Origin of the sequence: Bosea sp. Tri-49 (assembly GCF_003952665.1) — a bacterium.
GTDB lineage: Bacteria > Pseudomonadota > Alphaproteobacteria > Rhizobiales > Beijerinckiaceae > Allobosea.
This window is the reverse complement of sequence record NZ_CP017946.1, coordinates 3464578-3487343: the sequence shown is the minus strand read 5'-3', so window position 1 is coordinate 3487343 and position 22766 is coordinate 3464578. Positions and strand designations below refer to the sequence as shown.

The following is a 22766-nucleotide window of genomic DNA, read 5'->3' as shown; positions in this document are numbered from 1 at the left end:
AATTCCTCTTCCTGCTCACCGGGCTGAAATGGACGGTTTTCCTGTCCGCGATCGGCTTCGTCTGCGGCTCGGTCAGCGGCCTCGGCATCGCGCTGGCCCGCACCTCCGGCATCCGCCCGCTCGAGCAGGCGACCGCCGGCTACATCGCATTGTTCCAGGGCACGCCGCTCCTGATGCAGCTCTTCGTGGTCTATTACGGGCTCGCTCTGGTCGGGCTGAAGCTCGACGCCTGGCTCTCCGTCGCCATCGGCTTCACGCTGCACGCCAGCGCCTTCCTCGGCGAGATCTGGCGCGGCTCGATCGAGGCCGTGCCGAAGGGGCAGACCGAGGCGGCGAAGGCGCTGAGCCTTGGCTATGTCTCGCGCATGCGGGACGTAGTCCTGCCGCAGGCGATCCGCATCTCGCTGCCGGCGACGATCGGCTTCCTTGTCCAGCTGATCAAGGGCACCTCGCTCGCCGCCATCGTCGGCTTCACCGAGCTCGCCCGGGCCGGAACCATCATCTCCAACCAGATCTTCAAGCCGCTGCTCGTCTTTGGCGTGGTGGGCGCCCTCTATTTCCTCATCTGCTGGCCGCTTTCGCTCTACGGCGCGCGGCTGGAGCGCAGGCTTGCCGCGGCCTCGCGCTGATACCAGCGGCATCACCAAGACCAACAACGTAAGGAGGGAACGATGACCCATACCACCAAAGCAGGCCTCAATCGCCGCCAGCTCATTGCCACCGGCACCGCGACGCTGGCCATGCCGATGCTGATCACCAGACCGGCCCTGGCGGTGACGCCGGCCGAGATCAAGAGGCGCGGCAAGGTCATCATCGGCATTCAGGGCGACAACCCACCCTGGGGCTTCGTCAACTCCGCCGGCAAGCAGGAGGGTCTCGACGCCGACATCTCCGAGCTCTTTTCCAAGGAGCTCGGCGTCCCCGCCGAGTTCGTGCAGCTCGCCGTCGCCAACCGCATTCCGGCCCTGACCTCCGGCCGCGTCGACGTGCTCTTCGCCACCATGGCGATGCTGCCCGAGCGCGCCAAAGCCGTGCAGTTCAGCAAGCCCTACGCCGCCAACATCATCACCTTCATCGCGCCGAAGGACGTGGTGGTGAAGACGCATGCCGACATGGGCAAATACACGATCGGGGTTGCACGCGGCAGCGTGCAGGATGCCGACGTCACCAAGACTGCGCCCCCCGGCACGACGATCCGGCGCTTCGACGGCGACGCGCCGACGATCCAGGCACTGCTCTCCGGCCAGGTCCAGGCCGTCGGCGGCAACATCTTCTACATTCCGCGCCTCGAGGAGGCGAAGCCGGGCGTCTACGAGAACAAGCTCGAATTCACCAAGCTCTACAACGGCGCCTGCACGCGCCTCGGCGAGAAGGAGATCAACGCCTTCATCAATGGCTTCATCGACAAGATCAGAGTGAATGGCGAGCTGGCGAAGATCTATCCGAAATGGATGAAGAACCCGCTGCCGCCGTTCCCGGACAGCGTGCCGGAGATCCCGTTCGTCGCCAGCTGAGGCAATGACGCTTTGAAAGGCATCGCCATGACCGACAAAGCCGCCGCATCGCCCGCGCCGATGATCACGATGCAAGGCGTGAACAAGTGGTTCGGCAGCTTCCAGGTCCTGACGGACATCAACCTCTCGGTTCGCGCAGGCGAGAAGATCGTCCTGTGCGGGCCGTCAGGCTCCGGCAAGTCGACGCTGATCCGCTGCATCAACCATCTCGAGCCCTATCAGGAGGGGCAGATCGTCATCGATGGCACCGCGCTGATCGAGAATGCCGGTGTGATCGACGCCATCCGCCGCGAGGTCGGCATGGTGTTCCAGCAGTTCAACCTGTTCCCGCACCTGACCGTGCTGGGGAACTGCGTGCTCGCGCCGATGCGCTCACGTGGGGTGTCCCGCGCGCAGGCCGAGGCGACCGCGCGGCGGCTGCTCGACCGGGTCAAGATCCTCAACCAGGCCGACAAGTTCCCGGCTCAGCTCTCGGGCGGGCAGCAGCAGCGCGTCGCCATTGCCCGGGCATTGTGCATGGAGCCGAAAGTGATGTTGTTCGACGAGCCGACCTCGGCCCTCGATCCGGAAATGGTCAAGGAGGTGCTCGACACGATGGTCGGGCTCGCCGAGGACGGCATGACGATGATCTGTGTCACCCATGAAATGGGCTTTGCGCGCCAGGTCGCGGATCGGGTGATCTTCATGGCCAGCGGCGCGATCGTCGAGGAGGGCGCGCCTGGAGAGTTCTTCGGCAATCCCCGCCACGAGCGCACGCGGAAGTTCCTCGGGGAGATCCTGCCGCGGCACTGAGGCCTGTGTCGGGGCGCGCGACTGAGCAAGCTGTCAGGCCGTGTGCCGCACGGCGCAAGCCCGCTTTCGGGAGACGAGGCAGAGTCCGCTTCTGGCGCGAGACGTCTGCAAAAGCGATCTGCGGTATCTTTCGTCCGCTATGGAGTGAGGATGACGCGTCGGCGACGGTCAGGCCGGGCTCGTAGTAGACGTCCTGCGGCAGCCCGGCGACCAGCGCTTGAAGCGCGTCGCGACCCTGCGGAATGTCGGGATTGTGCTGGATGTAATCCGGCGCGTAGAGGTGCTCCACGGCCGCCGCGTCACGGCGCTGAAACAGCGAGGTCATCGCCTCGAGGAGGAGCGCCTTGTTGCGCTGGGGACGATCGTCGAGAACCCGATCGGCCGGTGTCGACATCGTCAGTGTCCTCTTCGGGGATGAAACGCTCGTCACGACTTGCTCCAAGCAGCGCGGACGATCGGCGCGACCTCGGTACCCAGGAGTTCGATCGACCGCTTCATCGCAGCCGTTTCGAGCGAGGCGGTACTCATCTGGAAGGTGATGCGCGAGACACCGCCCAGCACCTCGCTCACCTGAAGCATCTTGGCTGCGACCGTCGCCGGATCGCCGATCAGGAACGCACCTTCCGGACCCGCCATGGCGTCGAACTGCTGGCGCGACGGCGGCGGCCAGCCGCGCTCGCGGCCGATCTTTTCCGTCAGATGCGCCCAACCGGGGAAGAACGCCTCCCTGGCCGCCATGTCGGTCTCGCCAACAAAGCCCATTGCATGGACGCCCACCTTGAGCGTCTCAGGACTATGCCCGGCGCTCAAGCCGGCCTCGCGATAGAGATCGACGAGCGGGCGGAAGCGCTCGAAGGTCCCGCCGATGATCGCCACCATCAGCGGCAGGCCGAGCGTGCCGGCGCGAGCGAAGGATTGCGGCGTGCCTCCAACGCCGACCCAAAGCGGCAGGTGCGGCTGATGCGGACGCGGATAGACCCCCTGACCCTCCAGCGCCGCGCGGAAGCGCCCCTTCCAGATCGGATAGGTCGTCTCGTTGAGCTTCAGGAGCAGGCCGAGCTTCTCCGCGAAGAGCTCGTCATAGTCCCGCGGGTCCGCGCCGAACAGCGGATAGGCCTCGCCGAACGAGCCGCGGCCGACGATGATCTCGGCACGCCCCCTGGCGACCAGATCGAGGGTCGCGAACTCCTGGAAGACCCGGACCGGGTCGGCGGCGCTCAGCACCGTCACCGCGCTGGTCAGTCGGATCTGGCTGGTGCGGGCCGCGGCCGCAGCCAGGATGATCGCTGGTGCGGAATCGAGGAACTCGGCGCGATGATGCTCGCCGATGCCGAAGACATCGAGCCCGGCCCGGTCGGCGACCTCGACCTCGTCGAGGAGATCGGCCATGCGATCGGTCGGCGAGGGAGGTTTGCCCGTCGCCGGATCGGGGAGGATCGCTGCAAAACTGTCGATACCGATTTCCATAGGTGATCCTTAAGCTCGTTCAGCGGCGCGGCGTGGGGACATGGGTTCGAGAGCAGTTAAGAACGGCATGGTCAGAATCGATAGTTCGCCATGACGCCGATTAGCTTGATGACCTGAGCCGGGCCGGTCTCCCGAATGAACGTTCCCGGAGCGAAGACTCCGATCGAAGCCGCGAGGTTCAGCTCCGGCGTTGCCTGCCATGCTGCGGCGATCTCGGCCTGCGTTCCGATGAAGCGCGCATCGCTGTCCTTGCCGCTGCGGACGAGGGCGCCTGAGATCGCATAGATGCCGTCGCCGGTGCTCTGTCGCCAATAGGCCGTACCCGACAGCGACAGTTCGACATCCTTGTGCGGGCGGATCGTGATGGAAGGCCGGACATGGATCAGGTTCCGCTGTCCGATCGGCGACTGGGAGGCAAAGTACTTGCCCCTGGGAAAGAGCGGATTGAGCGTTCCGAGTTCGGGATCTTCCGGGTCGTCGTCGCCCGAGATCACGTCCGCGGTGAGTCTGAGGTCGGGCTGCAACGGGACTTGCGAGAACCGGTGACCGATCTCGCCACCGATCCCCCAGGCCGCCCTCCGGTGGCCTGCGAACGTCCCGTGCTGAACGGCGCCCTCGAGGTTCCAGTACGTGCTGCCTGTGTCTCCGAATATGCGGGTTCCGATGGTATGGACCAGCTCTTTACCGGCGCCCTGGTCGTAGACCGCATTCCGGTCCCGCAGCCCGAGATAATAGACGTCGAAGCCGTTCGCACGACTATCGCCCAGCCATCGCGTCGCATAGACGCCCCAGAGGGATTTCTGGGTCGACGTTCGGTCATCGAAATCGTCCAGCCGGTTGTCGACTGGGCGAAAATAAAGAGCCGTCACCTGCCAGGCCTTGGCTGTCAGAGACATGTCGAAGCCGTCGAACGCCTGAGGGATATTGGGGCCGTAGCGCGTGTCGACGAAGCGTCCCGCGCCCAGCGAGATCAGCTTGCGACCTGCCGACATCCGCAGCGAGGTCGCCTCCGCGACATCCGTCTCCACCTCGACGAATGCCTGCAGCATATCCGCGCCGGTCGTATCGACGGGCCGCTTTGCGCGGCGGACGCCCGAGATCCCGGAGACGATAGGCTGAGCGAACAGGCGCAGCTTTCCCACATGGAAATCGGCATAGGGCATGAAGCGATGCCAGACATAGCCGTCGTCCGGCGCCTCACCCCAGCGGACATTGGCATAGCCTTCGTAGCGCGATCGGACTTCGAGGCCTGTCGTGAGATAGGTCGATCCATCCGTGCTCAAAGGGATGTATTTGAACGGCTCCGTCCACCGCCCTGTCCGCCGGGCGGGGTCTGCCAGATAAGACCAGCTTTCGGGGTAACGCTCGATCGTCAAGGTCGGCGCGCGGCCGATATCCGTGCCTGTCTGTGCACCCGCAATAACAGGCAGCGTTGCTGCCGCGAAAGCGATGATCCACTTTCGCGGCGACAATTGTTTCAGGCTTCGGCGAAAGCGCTGCCTGGATCGCCGGAGCTTCACGGGGCTTGGCACAAAGGGGATGGCGAGCCGCGACACCGGACCCATCGTCTCGCAGGGCATCTCGTCGCTACTCGCCACTCGACCAGGTCAGCCGGCAGCGCTCGGTACTGGCGTGTTGAGCAGTTGCTGCTCCCACAGATAGGCGATGCCGCTGCCCGCAGCATGTTCCTTGAGCACGTCTGTCACCTTGCCAGCGGTTTCGATGCGGGCCCAGTCGCGCTGCCATTCGGCCATCACAGCGAGCCATGTCATCATATTCGCGCCGGCCGCGATCATGCGCTGGATGGCGACCTCATGGGATTCGACCGAAATGCCGCCGCAGGCATCCGTGACCACGGTCACGTCCCAGCCCTCGCCGAGGGCCTGGATCGCCGGCATCGCGACGCAGACTTCGGTCCAGAGGCCCGCGATGATCAGCTGCTTACGGCCCGTCGCCTTGACCGCGTCCACCACCTTCGGATCTTCCCAGGTGTTGACGAACGTCCGGTCGATCACCTCCTGGCCCGGGAAGACATCGGTGATCTGCGGGAAGATGAGACCGCCTCGCTCAGCGATCACGCTCGTGAGAATGGTCGGGACGCTAAATGCCTTGGCGGCCTTCGCCAGAGCCGTCGCATTGTTGACCGCCATATGCGGGTCGTGGCTGTTCAGATTGGTGAGCTGGAAAGGCTGGTGGTCGATCAGGACGAGAACGGAGTCTTCCGGGCGAAGAAGCGACTTCAGGCCGTTGCGAAAGGTCATGACTATCCTTTTCTGATGTCGTCGGTGAGCGGCGGTGTCTGCCTGGCAGTTTCGCCAGGGGCGGCGCCAATCGGGTAATGCCGTTCCCTGGTGCGCTACGATAGTGCCGAGATTCGGTAAGCTGTGTCGCAAGATGAGGAACGCCAAATTGGAGATCGAAGATCTGCAGACATTCGTGGCGGTTGCCGATGCGGGAGGCGTCTCGCCCGCCGCGCGCCGGCTCGGCCTGTCTAAGTCCATCGTGAGCCGACGGCTGCTGCGGCTAGAGTCGGAGCTTGGAGTTCAGCTGCTTGCGCGCACGACCCGCGGCGCGGCGCTCACGGAAGCCGGCGCGACATTCCGCGATCACGCGGCCAGGGTCTCCGCCGAGATCGAGCTGGCCAGGGAGGCGATCCTGCAGAACGGCGACCTTCGCGGCCGCCTGCGGATCGCCATGCCGCTGACCTTCGGGCCGACGCACTTCGCTCCGATGCTCGCCGAACTGGCGCGACGCCATCCGCAGCTCCACATCCATACCGTCTACAGCGACCGCTTCGTCGATCTCATCGCCGAGGGCTTCGACTGCGCGATCCGGGTCGGCTACCTGCAGGACTCAAATCTGGTCGCAAGGCGTGTCGGCCCGATCTATGGCAAGCTCGTCGCGAGTCCGGACTATATCAAGACTCACGGCTCCCCTGAGAAACCCGAGGAGATCGCTGCTCACCAGGCTCTCATGCAGGGCACCGAGACCTGGCAATTCATGGATGGCGACAAGATCGTCACGGTCCAGCCGCAGGGGCGCTTCAAGGCCGACAACGGTACGGCTCTCGTCGTTGCCGCAGCAGCAGGGCTCGGTATCGCTTGGCTGCCCAACTGCATAATCCACGAATATGTAGCCGCTGGCGCACTCGTTCCAATCATGATGCGCTATCCGCCGCCGCCAGCCGGCGCCTATGTTGTCCGTCCCCCGGGCCAGCACCCCGAACGCAAGATCCGGTTGCTCACCGAATTGTTGATCGAAATGCTCGAACACGATCCGCGTTTCGCGGAGATCGATCAGTCCAATCCGAATGGCGAAGTCGTTGTGCCGGTCATGTGAGTTCCGCTTTTCGCGACACAGCTGAGCGGCTCTTGCGGCTAGTCGCGGGAGCGGCGGCTCGCTAGGTCGACCGTCTGTAGAGGCGGCTGCCAGGGAGATCGCGACGCACATGAGTTGGAACCCAGCCATCGAACCGGGCTGCCCGGACGAGGTCGGCATGGACGCGATCGAGACCCTGATCGTGCCGCGCGCCCGGGACCTCGGCGGCTTTGAGGTCCGGCGCGCCTTGCCGGCGCCGAAGCGGCAGCTGGTCGGGCCGTTCATCTTCTTCGACCAGGCCGGGCCGGCCGAACTGCTAACCGGCCAGGGCATCGACGTTCGGCCGCACCCGCATATCGGTCTCGGCACCGTAACCTACCTGTTCCGCGGCGATTTCCATCACCGCGACAGCACTGGCGCCAACCAGATCATTCGCCCCGGCGCACTGAATTGGATGGTCGCCGGGCGCGGCGTGTCCCATTCGGAGCGTACTTCCGCAGCCAGCCGAAGCGGGCCGAACAGTCTGTTCGGCATCCAGACCTGGGTGGCCTTGCCCGAAAGCCATGAAGACATGGCGCCTACCTTCGAGCATCACGGCAAGGAGGCCTTACCGGTCATCGAGGACCGCGGCGTCTCCGTCAGGCTCATCCTCGGGAACGCCTATGGCGAGCGCGCACCGGCGACGATGTTCTCGGAGACGTTCTACGCCGATGTCGGGCTCGAGGCGGGAAGCCGGCTGCCGATGCCGGACGATCACGAGGACAGGGGCATCTACATCGTCGAGGGCTCGATCTCGATCGCTGGCCAGGAGTACGAGGCTCCCCAGATGATGGTCTTCCGCCCCGGCGACAGGATCACGGTCGCGGCTGGCGCCAGGGGCGCGCGGCTGATGATCCTCGGCGGCGCCACGCTGAGCGGACCGCGCTACATCTGGTGGAACTTCGTCGCTTCATCCAAGGAGCGCATCGAGGAAGCCAAAGCCGAATGGCGCGCGCAGAACTGGGGCAAGGGACGCTTCGATCTCCCGGTCGACGACCGTGACGAGCATATTCCTCTTCCGGACTGAACAGCGCTCTCGTCCCGAATGCGACCCTGGCGGTCTATCTCGGCAGATCGCATGGGCTCGCCGAGACCGAGGCCGAACGCTTCAATGCCGGTGTCCCGAGCTTCATCCGTGCCTGTGCGCGCCTGCATTCCCTGAAAGGAAAACCATGTCCAAGATCGCTGCAACGGTTACTGTCGCGACCGCTCTTCTGTCCGGCGTCGCGGTGGCCCAGCCGGCCAAGCCCACCATCGTCTTCGTCCATGGCGCCTTCGCCGACTCGTCGAGCTGGAACGGGGTCATCGCCAATCTCCAGAAGAACGGATACACGACAGTCGCCGTCGCCAATCCGCTGCGGAGCGTGTCGGGTGATGCGCGCCTGGTGTCCGACGTCGTCGCGAGCATTGCAGGTCCGGTGGTCCTCGTCGGGCATTCCTATGGCGGCCAGGTCATTTCGAATGCGGCGAAGGGCCATGACAACGTCAAGTCGCTGGTCTATGTGGCTGCGTTCGCGCCGGATGCCGGCGAGGCGGCGGCCGATCTCGCTGGCAAGTTCCCGGGCGGGACGCTCGGCGAAGCGCTCGCGCCTCCGGTCAAGCTCGCCGGCAGCGGCGGCGACCTCTACATTGATCAGGCTAAGTTCCGCGACCAGTTCGCTCACGACGTTCCGGTCGAGGCGACCGCACTCATGGCCGCCGGCCAGCGGCCGATCGCCGAAGCGGCCCTGAGCGAAAAGTCCGGCGAGCCTGCCTGGAAGTCGCTGCCGTCCTACTTCGTCTATGGCGACGGGGACAAGAACATCCCGGCCAAGGCGCTCGCATACATGGCCGAGCGCGCGCGGTCCAAGCGCACGGTTGTGGTCAACGGCGCATCGCATGTCGTAATGGTCTCGCAGCCTCAGCTCGTCGCGAGGCTGATCGAAGAAGCAGCACGATAGCCTCGGACAGGGCCACGGCGCGTGGATGCCGTGACCCATCTGCTTATTCGCCTATACGGCCGTTTGAGCATCTCAAGCTACGCTAAGGTCTAGAATGTCCGGTTTCGGGCAGCGCGCCAATGTCCGGTTGTGGCGCTGCGCGAGTGTGATGCTTTGCAGCGCGCGTTTTCGGGCCGGCCGTCCGGCGCTCCATTGAAAGGATGGGCTCATCACTGGCTCGGACGTCGCGGTTGGCGGCAGACCCGGGCTTCAGGAGATCCAGCGCAGCGCGCTTGAGAACTGTCGGCAAGTCACGTCATCTGCCGGGGCGTTTCGCTATCGGTCCGCTTGGCCGTGGCGCCCCTCTCCTGATTGGAGCGGAGGTAGAACAGGCCTCTCTATGACCTGACGGAGCGCAAAGCTTGATTGGATCCGCGCGACATGCGGCAATCGGGACAACTGCGTCTTGTGAACATGCTCGAAGTCCTCGACGTCTCGGGCGACGACAGTGAGCAGATAATCGTCCTCCCCCGACATCAGGAAGCACCTCAAAACCGAGGGGCATTTGGCGACGGCCTTTTCGAATGCAGACAGAGCGTCTTCGCTCTGGCTGTTCAGAGCCAATCTGATGATGACGGTTACCCCCAGACCAAGCACCTTCTGGCTCAATCGTGCATGATAGCCGACGATCACGCCTTCCTCCTCCAAGGCGCGTTGTCGTCGGGCGACCGCTGTGGCGGACAGGCCGATGCGCTCGGCGAGCTTGATATGGCTTGCACGGCCATCTTCCACGAGTTCGGACAAAAGGATGCGCGACAGATTATCGAGAGCCATGTTGTGTTCCTGCGACCATGGCCAAGCTTACGCACGATACTAGCGCCATATCCATAATCATCGCTTGAATCCGATGGAGTTGACGATAATTCCACCGCAATTCGTCTAAATCCGCTCAAGCTCCTGCGCTACTATCGTCGCTCCAAACTCGGGAGGATCAAATGCGCGTAGGCGTTCCCAAGGAAATCAAGGTTCATGAATACCGGGTCGGCCTGACGCCGGAAGCTGCGCGAGAATATGTGTCTGCCGGGCACGAGGTGCTTGTCGAGACGAATGCCGGTGCTGGCATCTCCGCCTCAGATCAGGCTTACGAAGCTGCCGGCGCACGCATCGCGGCAACCGCGGCCGAGATTTTTGCCAAGGCCGAGATGATCGTAAAGGTCAAAGAGCCTCAGCCGTCAGAATGGACCCAGCTTCGCGAAGGACAAATTCTCTTCACGTACCTGCACTTGGCTCCAGATCCGGAGCAGACGACAGGTCTGCTGAATTCCGGCGTAACCGCGGTCGCCTACGAAACGGTGACGGATCGCTTTGGCGGCCTCCCTCTGCTCGCTCCCATGAGCGAAGTTGCCGGTCGACTTTCGATCGAAGCAGCGGGGTCTTGCCTGCAGCGGCACTCGGGTGGCCGAGGCGTGCTGATCGGAGGCGTGCCGGGCGTAGCGCCTGCGCGCGTCGCCATCATTGGCGGTGGGGTGGTTGGGACACACGCCGCCCGGATGGCCGCTGGGCTTGGAGCTGACCTTGTCATTCTCGATCGGTCTCTCCCCCGCCTCAGGCAACTGGACGAGCATTTCGGTGGTCGCGTAAAAACCCGCTTTTCCACCCAACAGGCCATCGAAGAAGAGGTGCTCACGGCCGACGTGGTGATCGGAGCCGTCCTCATTCCGGGGGCCGCAGCCCCCCGTCTCGTTTCCCGCGAACAGCTTTCGCGGATGAAGCGCGGAGCGGTGCTCGTCGATGTCGCGATCGATCAGGGCGGCTGTTTCGAAACATCCCGACCGACGACGCACGCTTCGCCCACCTTCGAGATCGAAGGGGTCATTCATTATTGCGTCGCCAACATGCCCGGAGCTGTCCCGCTCACATCGAGTTATGCCTTGAACAACGCCACGCTGCCGTTCGGCCTGGCATTGGCGGCACGTGGCCTGAAGGCAATTGAAGAAGACCCGCACCTCGCCGCCGGCCTGAATGTGCATCGAGGCCGAATCACAAATCTCCAGGTCGCCGAGAGCCTCAACAAGCCATACGAGCCGGTTCAAAAGGCGATTGCCGCCTGATGATCGAGCTCTAGCTTCAAAGGAGGACAGGGGGCCGAAGCGGACTGTGATCCTGCCCCCTCCCGTGCCCTCACAAGGTCTGAAACGCTCCTTCCGGACGGCACTGGAGGCGGGCGAACACAAGCCGAATGTCCGCACCAGCCCTTTTCGGAGAGAAAAATATGTTCACTCACGTCATGTTAGGCAGCAACGACTTGGAGCGGGCCAGAGTTTTTTACGACGCCACGTTCGCTGCGTTGGGAGGCGAGCCGGGCGAGATGGATGCCAGGGGCAGGTTGATCTATGCCCACAACGACGGTCGGCTGATGATCACGAAGCCGATCGACGGCAATCCAGCGACCGCGGCCAACGGTGGGACTATCGGTATCGCCGCTGCGAGCCGTGACCATGTTCTCGCGTGGCATAAGGCGGGCACAACGCATGGCGGGACGGCGATCGAGAGCCCACCCAGCGAGCGCCCGAATGGAGCGTTCGTCGCCTACCTTCGCGATCCGGACGGAAACAAGCTCACCGCGCGCTCGCGGCCGACGAAGTAACGCAATCGGCGACAGCCGTGCCGAAGATTATCCCGAGTTTCTGGAAATTCGCCGGCAAGCGGACGGCCCCGATCTCGGTCTCTCCTTTCGAATCAATCGGCGCGCCAGGGCCCGGCCTCCGCGCAGTCCCAGAAGGGTCGCTTCCGGTCGTTCCGTCGCTGCGCCTTAGAGTCTGCTTCCGGGCGGTGCCTCAATGTCCGCAACTGGCGCAGGGTCGACGGCAATATCTTGCCGCACTAGGAATGCCGGTCTGACGAGAAGCAGGCATTCGAGCTGACCTTCGTGTGGCAGCACTAGCTGCATATCGATCAAGGCCATACGGTTTCGCGCCGCAGAACATGGCAGCCGATCATCAGCCAGATCGCAGGCTCCAGCGGATCCTTGATCGCGATTGTGTCGTCTGCTGCGAGCGCCCCACGCCGATCGGCAAAGATGCAGCTCGTATCGGAAAGCTCGAGAGTAGCCAGTAGCGAGTTGGTGTTTCCGCGCGCTTGCAGCTCGCCGCCGCGATCGGATTCAATCCGTACGAAGCGATCATGAGCTGTTGAGAAATGCCGAGTGACCGACTCAGCTATGTGTTTGCAGCCCCTCAGCGAGCGCCCACCATTGTTGGGGCGAATGTTGGGGTAGATGAGAGAAATTCTGCTCAAAACCGTAGTTTTTTGAGCTGCTTAGATTAAAATGAATGGCGGACAGGGCGGGATTCGAACCCGCGATACGGTTTCCCGTATACACACTTTCCAGGCGTGCGCCTTCAACCACTCGGCCACCTGTCCGGCGCGCTGCTTATGGCGTCCGCGCGCGCTTCTTTCAAGGCCTAATGCCGCAGCCCGGCGAGGTTGCGCGCAATTGTCCTTTGCCGTTGCAATGCACCCGGTGAGGGGACACATGCGGGTTGGCCACGCCAGTGCCGGCCAGTACGGGAATCGGGGGGCGAATTGCGCTTTTTCGTCAGGATGTTGGGCTACCTACTCGTGGCCGGAGGCTTCGTCGCCTTGCTCACCGATGGGGCACGCTCGATCGCCAATTCGGTCCTGCGCTTCACGCCGCTCGGCGAGACCCTGCTGACGCTCATCGGCGAGCGTTTCCGCCTGCTGCAGTCTGCGGTCGAGCGCAATCTTCATCCCATGCTTTGGGATCCGGTGCTCGTGCATGTGTTGCAGATGCCGACCGCCGCGGCCGGTTTGCTGCTCGGTTTCCTGCTGCTCTGGCTCGGTGCTGTGCGCAAGCCCGAGATCGGCATCGTCACGCGACGGTGAAGCAGCCTCCCCGAGGCCGGTACTAGGCATCCACGTGGGCAACACCTCTATGCGCGTCCGTTCCCAGCACAGGCGGAGCGCGACACGGTATATGGCAGGTCTGTCTGCGATAATGGAGGACCCTGCATCGTCTCGTCTGCTGCTTCGAAGGTTCTCTATCTGTTCTTGCAACCATAGCGCGCTTCGGCTAGCGTTACCGAGCGGGGCTGGGGTGGACTTGGATGGTGACGCGGGTCGCGACGGTGGCGTTCGAGGGCATCGAGGCACGCGCCGTCGATGTCCAGGTCCAGGTCACGCCGGGCGGCGTCGCCTTCATCCTGGTCGGCCTGCCCGACAAGGCAGTCGGCGAGAGCAAGGAGAGGGTTCGTGCCGCGCTGATCGCCTCGGGACTGGCGCTGCCGGCCAAGCGCATCACCGTCAATCTCGCTCCGGCCGACCTGCCCAAGGAAGGTAGCCATTACGACCTGCCGATTGCGCTCGGCGTCATGGCTGCGATCGGCGCGATCCCGGCCGATGCGCTCACCGGCTACACCGTGCTCGGCGAGCTTGCCCTCGATGGCTCGATCACCCCGGTCGCCGGCGTGCTGCCTGCGGCGATAGCTGCCTATGGCCGAGGGCAGGGGCTGATCTGTCCGGCGGCGAGCGGACCGGAGGCTGCCTGGGCGGCGCGTGATCTCGACATCCTCGCGCCCCGCTCGCTGATCCAGCTCGCCAATCACTTCAAGGGTACGCAGGTGATGGCACGGCCGCAGCCCGCCGTCGCCCGTCAGAACGGATTGTTGCCCGATTTGCGCGAGATCAAGGGTCAGGAGAGCGCCAAGCGCGTGCTCGAGATCGCCGCGGCAGGGGGCCACAATCTGCTGATGAACGGCCCGCCTGGCGCCGGAAAGTCGATGCTGGCGAGCCGTCTGCCGTCGATTCTGCCGCCGCTCGATCCGCGCGAATTGCTTGAGGTTTCGATGGTGCTGTCGGTCGCCGGCCATCTTGCCGACGGCGAATTGACCGATCGGCGCCCTTTCCGCGCGCCGCATCATTCGGCCTCGATGGCCGCGCTCGTCGGCGGCGGCCTGCAGGCAAAGCCGGGCGAGATTTCGCTCGCCCATCACGGCGTGCTTTTCCTCGACGAATTGCCAGAGTTCCAGGCTCAGGCGCTCGATGCGCTGCGCCAGCCGATGGAGACTGGCGAGGTGCTGATCTCGCGTGCCAACCACCGCACCGTTTATCCCGCGAAGTTCCAGCTCATCGCCGCGATGAACCCTTGCCGCTGCGGCAAGGCGACCGAGCCGGGCTATGCCTGTCGTCGCCAACCGAACGAGCGCTGCATGGCGGGCTATCAGGCCAAGATCTCGGGCCCGATGCTCGACCGGATCGACATCACCATCGACGTGCCGGCACTGACGGCGGCAGACCTCATCCTCCCAACTGCGCCAGAAGGCTCGGCCGAGGTTGCCGGCCGCGTCGCGGCGGCCCGCGCCCGCCAGTCGGCGCGCTATGGCGCGCTTGGACTCCCGGGCGGCACGACCAATGCCCGCTGCCCCGCTGCCTTGCTCGACGATGTCGCGCGGCCGGACGCATCCGGGCTCGCGCTCCTGCGCAGCGCAGCCGATGCGATGCGGCTGACGGCGCGCGGCTATCATCGCGTGCTCAAGGTCGCGCGCACGCTCGCCGATCTCGATGGTGAAGAGCAGATCGGCCGCATCCATCTCGCTGAGGCGTTGTCCTATCGCTCGCGCATCGACCAGGCAGCGCAGGCGGCGTGATCGCCCCAATCCATGCTGAAAGGTTAACAAAGCCATTCAAACCATCCAGCATCCTCGCGGATGGGGCGAACGCTTTCTCAAGAGGGTAGATGCTAGATGGGATGGCATGATCGAGCCGCTGTCCCCACTCGCCCTGCTGACAGGCGCTGCCGTTGCCGTGGCCATGACCTGCGCCTTCGTCGCGTTCCGGCTGCTGCGCGAGCGCCAGCAGGTCACGCGGCAGGCGAAGGCCCTGACGCGTGATGTCGAGAAGCTGAGTGACCGGCTCTGGGAGCTCGCCGACAGCGAAGAGCGCTATCGCAGCCTGATCGAGGCGCAAGGCGACCTGATCGTGCGCCGCAGTGAGGGCCGGATCATCTATGCCAATGCCGCCTATGCGGCGCTCATCGGCAAGAGCGAGGCTGAGGCTATCGGCAGCAGCGAGCAGCCGCACGTACGCATCGCCAGGCCAGTGCAGGCGCTGCCGGGCGGAGCCCGCGTCTTCGACGAATGCATCGAGACGGACGCTGGCGAGCGTTGGTTGTCCTGGGTCGAGACGGTCGTCCCTGTCGCTGCGGGGCAAACAGTGCTGCAGCGTGTCGGTCGCGAGATCAGCGGGCGCATCGCTGCCGAAACCGCCCTTGAGGAGGCGCGCAGCAAGGCAGAGGAGGCGAGCGCCGCCAAGTCGCGCTTTCTGGCGACCGTCAGCCACGAGTTCCGCACCCCGCTCAACGGTATCCTCGGCATGGCCGATCTACTCGGCGATACCAGGCTCGACCCGGAGCAGAGCACCTATGTCAAGGCGCTGCGGACATCGGGCGAAGCCCTGCTCGGGCTTGTCGACGACATCCTCGATTTCGCCAAGGTCGAGGCCGGCAAGCTCGAGCTTGTTGATGCCCCGTTCGATCCGGCCGCGTTGATCGAGGACATTACAGAGCTGATGGCGCCGCGCGCCCAGGCCAAGGGCGTCGAGATATCCGCCCTGCTCGGATCGGACGTGCCGCACCGGCTCGTCGGCGACGCCGAGCGGCTGCGCCAGATTCTGCTCAACCTCGTCGGCAATGCCGTGAAGTTCACCTATGAGGGTGGCGTGGGCATCGAAGCGGATACCATCGAAGGCGAGTTCATCGTCACCATCGCCGATACTGGTCCGGGCATCCCGGCAGAGCGGCTGGCGACGATCTTCGAGGAGTTCGAGCAGGGCGGCCTGACCGGGCATCGCGAGCAGGCCGGCACTGGCCTCGGCCTCGCCATCGCGCGTCGGCTTGCTCGCGCCATGGGCGGGGACGTCGAGGCGAGCAATCGAGAAGGTGGAGGCGCGCTGTTCCGGCTGCTTCTACCGCTGCGGGTCGACGCGGCCGCAACCACACCGAGCGCCTCGCCGGACTGGCAGGGCAGGCGCATCCTTGTCGCCTCGTCGGTGCCGTTCAGCGCTGAGCATATCGCTGCCAGTCTCGAGCGGCATGGGGCAGAGGTTCGCCGAGCCGCTGACCACGCACAGGCGCTTGCCGAGCTTGCCGAGCTTGCCGGCGATTCGGCTCTGTCCGCGGTGCTGGTCGACAGCAATCTCCCGGGTGGCGAGGTCCAGGCGGTGGCGGCTGCGGCGCGGCGGGCCGGCGTCGCCGAGATCGTGATCATGCTGGCGCCGGCAGAACGCCGCAGCTTCGGCTCGCCCTATGCCGCCGGCTTCACCGGCTTTCTCGTCAAGCCGATCCGGGCGCGCTCGCTGCAGGTGCGGCTTGATCCGATGGAGCGCTCACAAAGCGTGGCCATTGCGGCGCCTGCTGCCGATCCTTCGATGCGGCCGCCGGGTGCCGGCCTGCGGGTTCTCGTCGCCGAGGACAATGAGATCAACGCGCTGCTGCTGACGCGCACCCTGGAGCGGCTCGGCTGCACGGCGGTGTGGGCACGCGATGGCGGTGAGGCTATTCGCTTCGTCGAGGCTACGCTCGGTGGAGTAGGGCAGGGCTTCGATCTCGTCCTTCTCGACATCCGCATGCCGGTCCAGGACGGGCTTGCCGTCGCGCGCCGGATTCGCACGCTCGAGGCGGCGCTCGGCGCCGGCCGGCTGCCGATTCTTGCCGTTACCGCCAATACGGCAGAGGAGGATCGGCAGCAGGCGCTTGCCGCCGGCATGGACGATTGCCTGGCTAAACCGCTCTCGCGCGAGCAGTTGCGCGGCTGGGTCGATCGGCTTTCGCCGCCGCGAACGGTCGAGGCTTTATCGGCCTGAGCCTCACTTCGATCCACAGGCGGTTGGCTTCGTCATCGCACTGACGTAGTTTTGTCGCGATCTCGTAAGACGCTCGGCGCAGAGCTGTCATGCGCCGATCCGAGATCGCAGAGGCCAGACTGTCTATGACGCGCGATGTTTTCCAGGGTTTACGTCAGCCGGCAAAGCAGAAGCCGGCCGGCCAGGCCTTGTTGCAGCGCTTCTCGCCATCGAACCTGTTTGCAGCTGGCAAGCAACTCGGTGGCTTTGGTTTTCCCGGTCCCGACGCGCTGTCCGGCACGCTCGGCCGCTCCGGCTCGCTCGAAGTCAGGCTGGCCCGCGGCCCGCGCGAGATCTGGCGGGCGCAGCGCCTGCGCTACCGCGTTTTCTACCAGGAGATGTCGGCCAAGCCCGACGTGGTCTCGCGCATGTTCCGGCGCGACGCTGATCGATTTGACGCCGTCTGCGACCATCTGCTCGTCATAGACCATGCCGCGCGCGGCCGTTTCGGCGGGATCAAGCCTAAGGTCGTCGGCACTTACCGGCTGATGCGCGAGCAGGCCGTCGCCAAGCTCGGCGGTTTCTACACGCAATCCGAATTCGATATCGCACCGCTCCTGGCGCGCCATCCTGATCTGCGCTTCCTCGAGCTCGGTCGCTCCTGCGTGCTGAAGCCCTACCGCACCAAGAAGACGGTCGAGCTGCTCTGGCACGGTATCTGGGCCTATTGCCGGCATCACCGCATCGACGCGATGTTCGGCTGCGCCAGTTTCGATGGCGTCGACCCCGACATGCTCGCGCTGCCATTGAGCTTCATCCACCATCACGCCACTGCCCAAGGCGATTGGCGGGTTGTGGCGCAGCCTGAGCGCCAGGTCGCGATGGATCGCCTGCCAGCCGGCATGATCGACGCCAAGCTCGCGCTGAAATGCCTGCCGCCGCTGGTGAAGGGCTATCTGCGCGTTGGTGCCCGTTTCGGCTCCGGCGCGGTGATCGACAAGCAGTTCGGCACCACCGACGTGCTGGTCATCCTGCCGGTCACCGCGATCGACCGGCGCTATATCGAGTATCTCGACGGCGAAGCCGGGCGTTACGCCGCCTGATCCGAGGTTACGCGCCCATTGCTGCGAGGTCGCGCAGCGCCTGCCGATAATCCGGGTAACGGAAAGCATAGCCGAGTTCGCGCTTCACCAGCGCGTTCGAGACCCGCTTGTTTTCGCTGTAGAAGCTCGCCGCCATCGGCGAGAGCTTTGCAGGATCGAATGGCGTTTCTGGCGGCGGCACGAGCCCCGCGACCTCGGCCGCAAAGCTGATGACATCCTGCGGCGGCGCCGGCTCGTCGTCGGTGACGTTGTAGACCGCGCCGGGGCGCGGGTTCTCGAGCGAAGTCATCAGCACGCCGGCGATATCGTCGACATGGATGCGGTTGAAGACCTGGCCGGGCTTGATCAGCCGGTTGGCGCTGCCGGCCTGCAATTTGGTGATCGCATTGCGGCCGGGGCCATAGATGCCCGACAGGCGGAAGATCTGCACCGTCTTGCCGCTGTTCGCGCCGAAGGCGAGCCAGTCCTGCTCGATCTCCAGCCGCTGCCGCGAGCGTCGGCTGGTCGGCCGGCACTCGGCTGTTTCGTCGATCCAGGCGCCACCATGGTCGCCATAGACGCCGATGGTCGAGAGATAGCCGATCCAGCGCAGCTTCTCGGCGGAGGCGAGCTTGTCGGCGAGTGCGCCGAGCACCGGGTCGCCGGCTTCGTCGGGCTGGGCCGAGACCAGCACCGCATCCGCCTCGGCGAGTATCTTGGCGAGCGGCGTCGAGACGGCGAAGCCTCCGAAGACCAAGGTGTGTAGGCCCTGCTTGCTGAGCTCGCCGGCCTTCTCTGCCGAGCGGACCGTGCCGGTCACCTCCCAGCCCCTAGCCAGGGCGGCGCGCGCGAAGAACCCGGCCGAATAGCCGAGGCCGAAAATGACGAGCTTCATGCAGGTTCCAGTTCGTTCGGATCGCGACGGGCCCATTCGGCCCTGACGTCGGGATCGGTTTCCAGCGCGAGCCTTGCCGGTGCGAGCTCGGCGGCGCGGGCCGGGACAAGCCGCCTAAGCGCCCAAATCGCCATCGCCCGGATTAGCGGCGAGGCGTCGTTGAGCAGAGCTTCGGCGCTCGTGGCCAGTGCCGGGTCATCGCTGTTGCCGATCGCGATCAGCACGTTGCGGATGAAGCGATCGCGGCCGGTCCGCTTCACCGGCGTGCCGGCGAAGAGTGTGCGAAAGGCGGCGTCGTCGAGCGCAGCGAGATCGGCCAGCGGAAGCGCGTCGAGCTCGTCCTTCAGCGCAAGGCGCGTCTCGTGCGCAGCCTCGGCGAACTTGTTCCAGGGACAGACGGCGAGGCAATCGTCGCAACCGAAGATGCGATTGCCGATATCCTCGCGGAATTCGGGTTCGATATGACCCTGATGCTCGATCGTCAGATAGGCGATGCAGCGCCGCGAATCGAGCTGGTAGGGCGCCGGGAAAGCCTTGGTCGGGCAGATGTCGAGGCAGCGCGTGCAGGAGCCGCAATGGTCGCGTTCGGGCTCATCCGGCGGCAATTCGGCCGATGTGTAGATCGCTCCGAGGAAAAGCCAGGCGCCATGCTGGCGCGAGACCAGCACGGTCTGCTTGCCCTGCCAACCGAGCCCGGCCGCCTGAGCGAGGGGCTTCTCCATCACCGGGGCGGTGTCGACGAAGACCTTGACCTCGGCATTGCCGCGCGCCGCGAGCACGCCGGCGACGCTTTTCAGCTTGCCCTTGATCACATCGTGGTAGTCGCGCCGGCGGGCATAGAGCGAGATCGCGCCGCGATCGCGCTGCGCCAGGACGGCGAGCGGGTCGCCTTCGGCGGCATAGCTCATGCCGAGCATGACGACCGAGCGCGCCGCTGGCCACAGCGTCGCCGGATCGGCGCGCTCCGCAGTGCGTTCGGTCAGCCAGGTCATCTCGCCGTGATGGCCGGCTTCGAGCCAGCCGGCGAGGCGCTGCGGCGCCTCGGGAATCGCGTCGACGGGTGCGACGCGCATGACCACGAAGCCCTCGGCCTTGGCGCGCGCGGCGATCGCGGCCTTGAGCTTCTCGCCGCTCAGAAGTCCAGGTCGTCGTAATGGGCTGAGGGCGCCATTCCGGGAATCCGGTCGCTCAGCAGCGGCCGGAAGCTCGGTCTGGACTTGATCCTCGCATACCATGCGCGGGCAGCCTCATCCTCGTCCCAGGGCACGTCGCCGAGATAGTCGACGCAAGACAGATGCGCCGCCGCGGCGAGATCGGCATAGCTCAGATTATCGCCGGCGAGCCAGTTCCGTTTCGCCGTCAGCCAGGCGACGTAGCGCAGATGATAGCGCACATTGCCGCGCGCCGCGCGGATCGCACTCATTTCCGGTGGGCCGCCGCCCTCGTCCCGGTTCATGAAGCGCTTCATCACCTTCTCGAGCACGAGCGGGGCGGTGATCTCCTCATTGAACTTGATGTTGAACCAGTCGAGCAGCCGACGCACTTCGATCCGGCCGCCCGGCCCCTCGGGGAGCAGGCGCCGCTCGCCCAGCGCCAGCCCGCGCGTCTCGTCGAGATATTCGGCGATCGGTCCGGGGCCCGGAATGACAAGCCCGCTGTCTTCGCGCAGGACGGGGGTCGTGCCTGCCGGATTGAGCTCGAGGAATTCCCGCCGCCGTTCCCAGACGCGTTCCTCCACCAGCGCGGCATCGAGGCCGAACTCGCCGAGCGCGAGCCGGATGAAACGCGAATGCGGGCAAAGTGAGTAATGGTGAAGCGTGGCCATCGAACTGCTGGAAAAATGGGAGGTTCGGCGGGGGAAGCAGGCGCCTAGTGCAGCGCAATAGAGCGCCCCCGTATAGGCCTGCCGGCTAAGCCTCACAACCCAGGACCGGGAAAAGGGGCGATTTGCGCCGAAATCCTTGCCGGTCTGGTAACCAATTTGCAAAGACCGTGCGCCATAGCTTTAACGCGTTCGGCGCGCTTTTGTTGCGCCGCACCAGCAAGGCTCGGAAGGACCCTCCCATGCATGACCTTCTTGTCGCCGCCGTGCTCGGCGTGGTCGAGGGGCTGACCGAATTCCTGCCGGTGTCCTCGACGGGGCATCTGCTGCTGCTCGGGCATTTCCTCGGCTTCGAATCCAAGGGCAAGGCCTTCGAGATCCTGGTTCAGCTCGGCGCGATCCTGGCGATCTTGCTGGTCTATTTCCGTCGCCTGCTCGATATCGCCCTGCGCCTGCGCACCGATCCGTCCGCCCGCCGCTTCGTCCTCGGCGTGCTCGTCGCCTTCCTGCCGGCGGCGGTGATCGGTGCGCTCGCGCACGGCTTCATCAAGGGCGTGCTGTTCAACCCCTTCCTGGTCTGCTGCACGCTGATCGCCGGTGGCCTCGTCCTCCTCGTCGTCGACGAGCTGGAGCTCGAGGTGAAGCACCACGACGCCACCAGGTTCCCGCTGGCGATGTATCTCAAGATCGGCTTCATCCAGTGTCTTGCCATGGTGCCGGGCGTCTCGCGCTCCGGCTCGACCATCGTCGGCGCCATGCTGCTCGGTGCCGACAAGCGGGCGGCGGCCGAGTTCTCCTTCTTCCTGGCGATGCCGACCATGGCCGGCGCCTTCGCCTATGACCTCCTCAAGAACTACAAGGAGCTGACGACCAACGATCTCACCCTGATCGGTATCGGCTTCGTCACTGCCTTCATCTCGGCGCTGATCGTGGTGCGCAGCTTCCTCGACTTCGTCTCGAAGCGCGGCTTCACCCCCTTCGCCTGGTGGCGGATCATCGTCGGCTCGGCCGGGCTCGCCGGGCTCTGGGTCTTCGGCTGAACCTTACTCTGAAGCGGGTAGGGGCCCGCGCCAGGTTCCGAGCAGCATTTCCAGGAAACGCTCCGCTGCCGGCGCCAGTTTGACGCCGCGACGCCTGACCACGCCGATGGTGCGCGAGACCTCGGGATCGCGGATCGGCCGTGTCACGATGATCGGATGGTTCTCGCCCGGCGTCGCCAGCTTCGGCAGCACCGAGATGCCGAGGCCCGCCTCGACCAGGCCGAGCGAGGTCGAAAGATGCGTCACCTCGAACGACCAGTCGAGCCGGACGCCGACCTTGACCAGCGCCGCATCGAGGATGGCGCGGTTGCCGCTGCTGCGGCTCACGGTGACCAGCGGGTGACCTTCGAGATCGCCCCAGTTCAGCGCTGATTTCGATGCCAGCGCATGATCATGCCGGCAGGCGAGCACGAACGGGTCCTCCATCAGCGGCTCGAAGCTGAGCTCGGCATCTGAGCCGCCGATCAGGTTGATGCCGAACTCGACCTCGCCGCGCGCCACTGCCTCCAGCCCGTCATTGGCCGAGAGATCGAGGATACGGAAGCGGATGTTCGGATACTGCGTCTGGAAGCGTGCGATCACCGAGGGCAGGAAGTAGAAGGCGGCTGTGGGCACACAGGCGAGGGCGATCAGCCCGGCGCGGCGGCTGCCGAGATCGCGCATGGCGAAGATCGAGGTGTCGAACTCGTCGAGCATGCGCCGGACCAGCGGCAGCATCTCGCGCCCGACCATGGTCAGTGCAACCCGGCGCGTCGTCCGCTCCAGCAATGCCGCTCCGACGGCGCTTTCCAGGCGCTGGATGCGGCGGCTCAGCGCCGGCTGGGACATGTTGAGCGCCTCGGCGGCCCGATGGAAACCGCCGAGCTCGACGACCGAGATGAAAGCGCGCAGGTCGAGGGCTTCGAAATTGATGCTCATAGCGCATTAATAGCGCCGGTCTCTGCATTTCACAGCGATTATTCGATTTGAGAAGAGAGGGCATCGCCAAACACCGGGTGACGCCCTTGTCCGCTCCCTTCCA

At 65.0% G+C, this 22766-nt stretch carries 21 protein-coding genes and 1 tRNA gene; 13 read left to right on the top strand and 9 right to left on the bottom strand.

Features of this window, described 5'->3' with window-relative positions; translation table 11 throughout:
- Positions 1-11 precede the first annotated feature (11 nt).
- The 3 genes from BLM15_RS17015 to BLM15_RS17005 are packed head-to-tail and all read left to right on the top strand — an operon-like array spanning position 12 to position 2306.
- Positions 12-629: an amino acid ABC transporter permease gene (locus BLM15_RS17015; RefSeq protein WP_164547697.1), complete on the top strand. Its 618-nt coding sequence runs from the start codon at positions 12-14 to the stop codon at positions 627-629.
- A gap of 42 nt (positions 630-671) precedes the next feature.
- Positions 672-1514, top strand: coding sequence for a transporter substrate-binding domain-containing protein (locus BLM15_RS17010; protein WP_126113862.1), 843 nt, complete (start codon positions 672-674; stop codon positions 1512-1514).
- A gap of 60 nt (positions 1515-1574) precedes the next feature.
- Positions 1575-2306 (top strand): amino acid ABC transporter ATP-binding protein, encoded by a 732-nt coding sequence (locus BLM15_RS17005; protein WP_126116228.1) that lies wholly within the window; start codon positions 1575-1577, stop codon positions 2304-2306.
- A gap of 426 nt (positions 2307-2732) precedes the next feature.
- Here the strand turns inward: BLM15_RS17005 and BLM15_RS17000 are convergent, their stop codons facing one another.
- The 3 genes from BLM15_RS17000 to BLM15_RS16990 form a co-directional block, all read right to left on the bottom strand.
- Positions 2733-3773 carry an LLM class flavin-dependent oxidoreductase gene (locus tag BLM15_RS17000; RefSeq protein ID WP_126113861.1) on the bottom strand — a complete coding sequence of 347 codons (1041 nt, stop codon included), beginning with the start codon at positions 3771-3773 and terminating at the stop codon, positions 2733-2735.
- Positions 3774-3844: 71 nt separating this feature from the next.
- The gene (locus tag BLM15_RS16995) at positions 3845-5329 is read right to left on the bottom strand and encodes an alginate export family protein (protein WP_164547544.1); all 1485 of its coding nucleotides are present in this window, start codon (positions 5327-5329) and stop codon (positions 3845-3847) included.
- 51 nt (positions 5330-5380) lie between these two features.
- Positions 5381-6034: a hydrolase gene (locus tag BLM15_RS16990; protein ID WP_126113859.1), complete on the bottom strand. Its 654-nt coding sequence runs from the start codon at positions 6032-6034 to the stop codon at positions 5381-5383.
- Positions 6035-6182: 148 nt separating this feature from the next.
- Here BLM15_RS16990 and BLM15_RS16985 point away from each other — a divergent pair, with 148 nt between their 5' ends.
- The 3 genes from BLM15_RS16985 to BLM15_RS16975 all read left to right on the top strand — a co-directional run bounded on the left by BLM15_RS16985 (position 6183) and on the right by BLM15_RS16975 (position 9070).
- Positions 6183-7112, top strand: coding sequence for a LysR family transcriptional regulator (locus BLM15_RS16985; protein ID WP_126116227.1), 930 nt, complete (start codon positions 6183-6185; stop codon positions 7110-7112).
- A gap of 109 nt (positions 7113-7221) precedes the next feature.
- Positions 7222-8157 (top strand): pirin family protein, encoded by a 936-nt coding sequence (locus BLM15_RS16980; protein WP_126113858.1) that lies wholly within the window; start codon positions 7222-7224, stop codon positions 8155-8157.
- Between the two features lie 145 nt (positions 8158-8302).
- Positions 8303-9070 carry an alpha/beta fold hydrolase gene (locus BLM15_RS16975; protein ID WP_126113857.1) on the top strand — a complete coding sequence of 256 codons (768 nt, stop codon included), beginning with the start codon at positions 8303-8305 and terminating at the stop codon, positions 9068-9070.
- A 315-nt stretch (positions 9071-9385) separates the two neighbouring features.
- Here the strand turns inward: BLM15_RS16975 and BLM15_RS16970 are convergent, their stop codons facing one another.
- A complete protein-coding gene (locus BLM15_RS16970) occupies positions 9386-9883 on the bottom strand; it encodes an Lrp/AsnC family transcriptional regulator (protein ID WP_126113856.1) in 498 nt (165 codons plus the stop codon).
- A gap of 161 nt (positions 9884-10044) precedes the next feature.
- On the opposite strand from BLM15_RS16970, the gene ald reads away from it, so the two are divergent.
- Complete coding sequence (gene ald, locus BLM15_RS16965; RefSeq protein ID WP_126113855.1) at positions 10045-11160, top strand: alanine dehydrogenase; 1116 nt, start codon at positions 10045-10047, stop codon at positions 11158-11160.
- 161 nt (positions 11161-11321) lie between these two features.
- Positions 11322-11696 (top strand): VOC family protein, encoded by a 375-nt coding sequence (locus BLM15_RS16960; protein WP_126113854.1) that lies wholly within the window; start codon positions 11322-11324, stop codon positions 11694-11696.
- 686 nt (positions 11697-12382) lie between these two features.
- On the opposite strand, the gene BLM15_RS16955 is transcribed toward BLM15_RS16960, so the two are convergent.
- Positions 12383-12472, bottom strand: a tRNA-Ser gene (locus tag BLM15_RS16955).
- 198 nt (positions 12473-12670) lie between these two features.
- Here BLM15_RS16955 and BLM15_RS16950 point away from each other — a divergent pair.
- The 4 genes from BLM15_RS16950 (at position 12671) to olsB (ending at position 18009) form a co-directional block, all read left to right on the top strand.
- Positions 12671-12955 (top strand): hypothetical protein, encoded by a 285-nt coding sequence (locus BLM15_RS16950; protein ID WP_126113853.1) that lies wholly within the window; start codon positions 12671-12673, stop codon positions 12953-12955.
- A gap of 221 nt (positions 12956-13176) precedes the next feature.
- The gene (locus BLM15_RS16945; RefSeq protein WP_126113852.1) at positions 13177-14715 is read left to right on the top strand and encodes a YifB family Mg chelatase-like AAA ATPase; all 1539 of its coding nucleotides are present in this window, start codon (positions 13177-13179) and stop codon (positions 14713-14715) included.
- Between the two features lie 106 nt (positions 14716-14821).
- Complete coding sequence (locus BLM15_RS16940) at positions 14822-16927, top strand: response regulator (RefSeq protein WP_126113851.1); 2106 nt, start codon at positions 14822-14824, stop codon at positions 16925-16927.
- Between the two features lie 125 nt (positions 16928-17052).
- A complete protein-coding gene (gene olsB, locus BLM15_RS16935; protein WP_236846331.1) occupies positions 17053-18009 on the top strand; it encodes a l-ornithine N(alpha)-acyltransferase in 957 nt (318 codons plus the stop codon).
- A gap of 7 nt (positions 18010-18016) precedes the next feature.
- On the opposite strand, the gene BLM15_RS16930 is transcribed toward olsB, so the two are convergent.
- The 3 genes from BLM15_RS16930 to BLM15_RS16920 are packed head-to-tail and all read right to left on the bottom strand — an operon-like array spanning position 18017 to position 20708.
- A complete protein-coding gene (locus tag BLM15_RS16930; protein WP_126113849.1) occupies positions 18017-18883 on the bottom strand; it encodes an SDR family oxidoreductase in 867 nt (288 codons plus the stop codon).
- Positions 18880-19956 carry a tRNA epoxyqueuosine(34) reductase QueG gene (gene queG, locus BLM15_RS16925; protein WP_236846330.1) on the bottom strand — a complete coding sequence of 359 codons (1077 nt, stop codon included), beginning with the start codon at positions 19954-19956 and terminating at the stop codon, positions 18880-18882. The genes BLM15_RS16930 and queG overlap by 4 nt, the downstream gene beginning before the upstream one ends.
- A gap of 59 nt (positions 19957-20015) precedes the next feature.
- The gene (locus tag BLM15_RS16920; RefSeq protein ID WP_126113847.1) at positions 20016-20708 is read right to left on the bottom strand and encodes a glutathione S-transferase family protein; all 693 of its coding nucleotides are present in this window, start codon (positions 20706-20708) and stop codon (positions 20016-20018) included.
- Between the two features lie 239 nt (positions 20709-20947).
- Here BLM15_RS16920 and BLM15_RS16915 point away from each other — a divergent pair, with 239 nt between their 5' ends.
- The gene (locus BLM15_RS16915) at positions 20948-21745 is read left to right on the top strand and encodes an undecaprenyl-diphosphate phosphatase (protein ID WP_126113846.1); all 798 of its coding nucleotides are present in this window, start codon (positions 20948-20950) and stop codon (positions 21743-21745) included.
- A gap of 3 nt (positions 21746-21748) precedes the next feature.
- Here the strand turns inward: BLM15_RS16915 and BLM15_RS16910 are convergent, their stop codons facing one another.
- Positions 21749-22663 (bottom strand): LysR family transcriptional regulator, encoded by a 915-nt coding sequence (locus BLM15_RS16910; protein WP_126113845.1) that lies wholly within the window; start codon positions 22661-22663, stop codon positions 21749-21751.
- Positions 22664-22766 lie beyond the last annotated feature (103 nt).

Excerpts from the sequence above, each read along its gene's own strand:
- BLM15_RS17010 (WP_126113862.1), top strand. The coding sequence starts at position 672 with ATGACCCATACCACCAAAGCAGGCCTCAATCGCCGCCAGCTCATTGCC.
- BLM15_RS17005 (WP_126116228.1), top strand. The coding sequence starts at position 1,575 with ATGATCACGATGCAAGGCGTGAACAAGTGGTTCGGCAGCTTCCAGGTC.
- BLM15_RS17000 (WP_126113861.1), bottom strand. The coding sequence starts at position 3,773 with ATGGAAATCGGTATCGACAGTTTTGCAGCGATCCTCCCCGATCCGGCG.
- BLM15_RS16990 (WP_126113859.1), bottom strand. The coding sequence starts at position 6,034 with ATGACCTTTCGCAACGGCCTGAAGTCGCTTCTTCGCCCGGAAGACTCC.
- BLM15_RS16980 (WP_126113858.1), top strand. The coding sequence starts at position 7,222 with ATGAGTTGGAACCCAGCCATCGAACCGGGCTGCCCGGACGAGGTCGGC.
- BLM15_RS16975 (WP_126113857.1), top strand. The coding sequence starts at position 8,303 with ATGTCCAAGATCGCTGCAACGGTTACTGTCGCGACCGCTCTTCTGTCC.
- BLM15_RS16970 (WP_126113856.1), bottom strand. The coding sequence starts at position 9,883 with ATGGCTCTCGATAATCTGTCGCGCATCCTTTTGTCCGAACTCGTGGAA.
- ald (WP_126113855.1), top strand. The coding sequence starts at position 10,045 with ATGCGCGTAGGCGTTCCCAAGGAAATCAAGGTTCATGAATACCGGGTC.
- BLM15_RS16960 (WP_126113854.1), top strand. The coding sequence starts at position 11,322 with ATGTTCACTCACGTCATGTTAGGCAGCAACGACTTGGAGCGGGCCAGA.
- BLM15_RS16945 (WP_126113852.1), top strand. The coding sequence starts at position 13,177 with ATGGTGACGCGGGTCGCGACGGTGGCGTTCGAGGGCATCGAGGCACGC.
- BLM15_RS16940 (WP_126113851.1), top strand. The coding sequence starts at position 14,822 with ATGATCGAGCCGCTGTCCCCACTCGCCCTGCTGACAGGCGCTGCCGTT.
- olsB (WP_236846331.1), top strand. The coding sequence starts at position 17,053 with ATGACGCGCGATGTTTTCCAGGGTTTACGTCAGCCGGCAAAGCAGAAG.
- BLM15_RS16930 (WP_126113849.1), bottom strand. The coding sequence starts at position 18,883 with ATGAAGCTCGTCATTTTCGGCCTCGGCTATTCGGCCGGGTTCTTCGCG.
- queG (WP_236846330.1), bottom strand. The coding sequence starts at position 19,956 with ATGCGCGTCGCACCCGTCGACGCGATTCCCGAGGCGCCGCAGCGCCTC.
- BLM15_RS16920 (WP_126113847.1), bottom strand. The coding sequence starts at position 20,708 with ATGGCCACGCTTCACCATTACTCACTTTGCCCGCATTCGCGTTTCATC.
- BLM15_RS16915 (WP_126113846.1), top strand. The coding sequence starts at position 20,948 with ATGCATGACCTTCTTGTCGCCGCCGTGCTCGGCGTGGTCGAGGGGCTG.
- BLM15_RS16910 (WP_126113845.1), bottom strand. The coding sequence starts at position 22,663 with ATGAGCATCAATTTCGAAGCCCTCGACCTGCGCGCTTTCATCTCGGTC.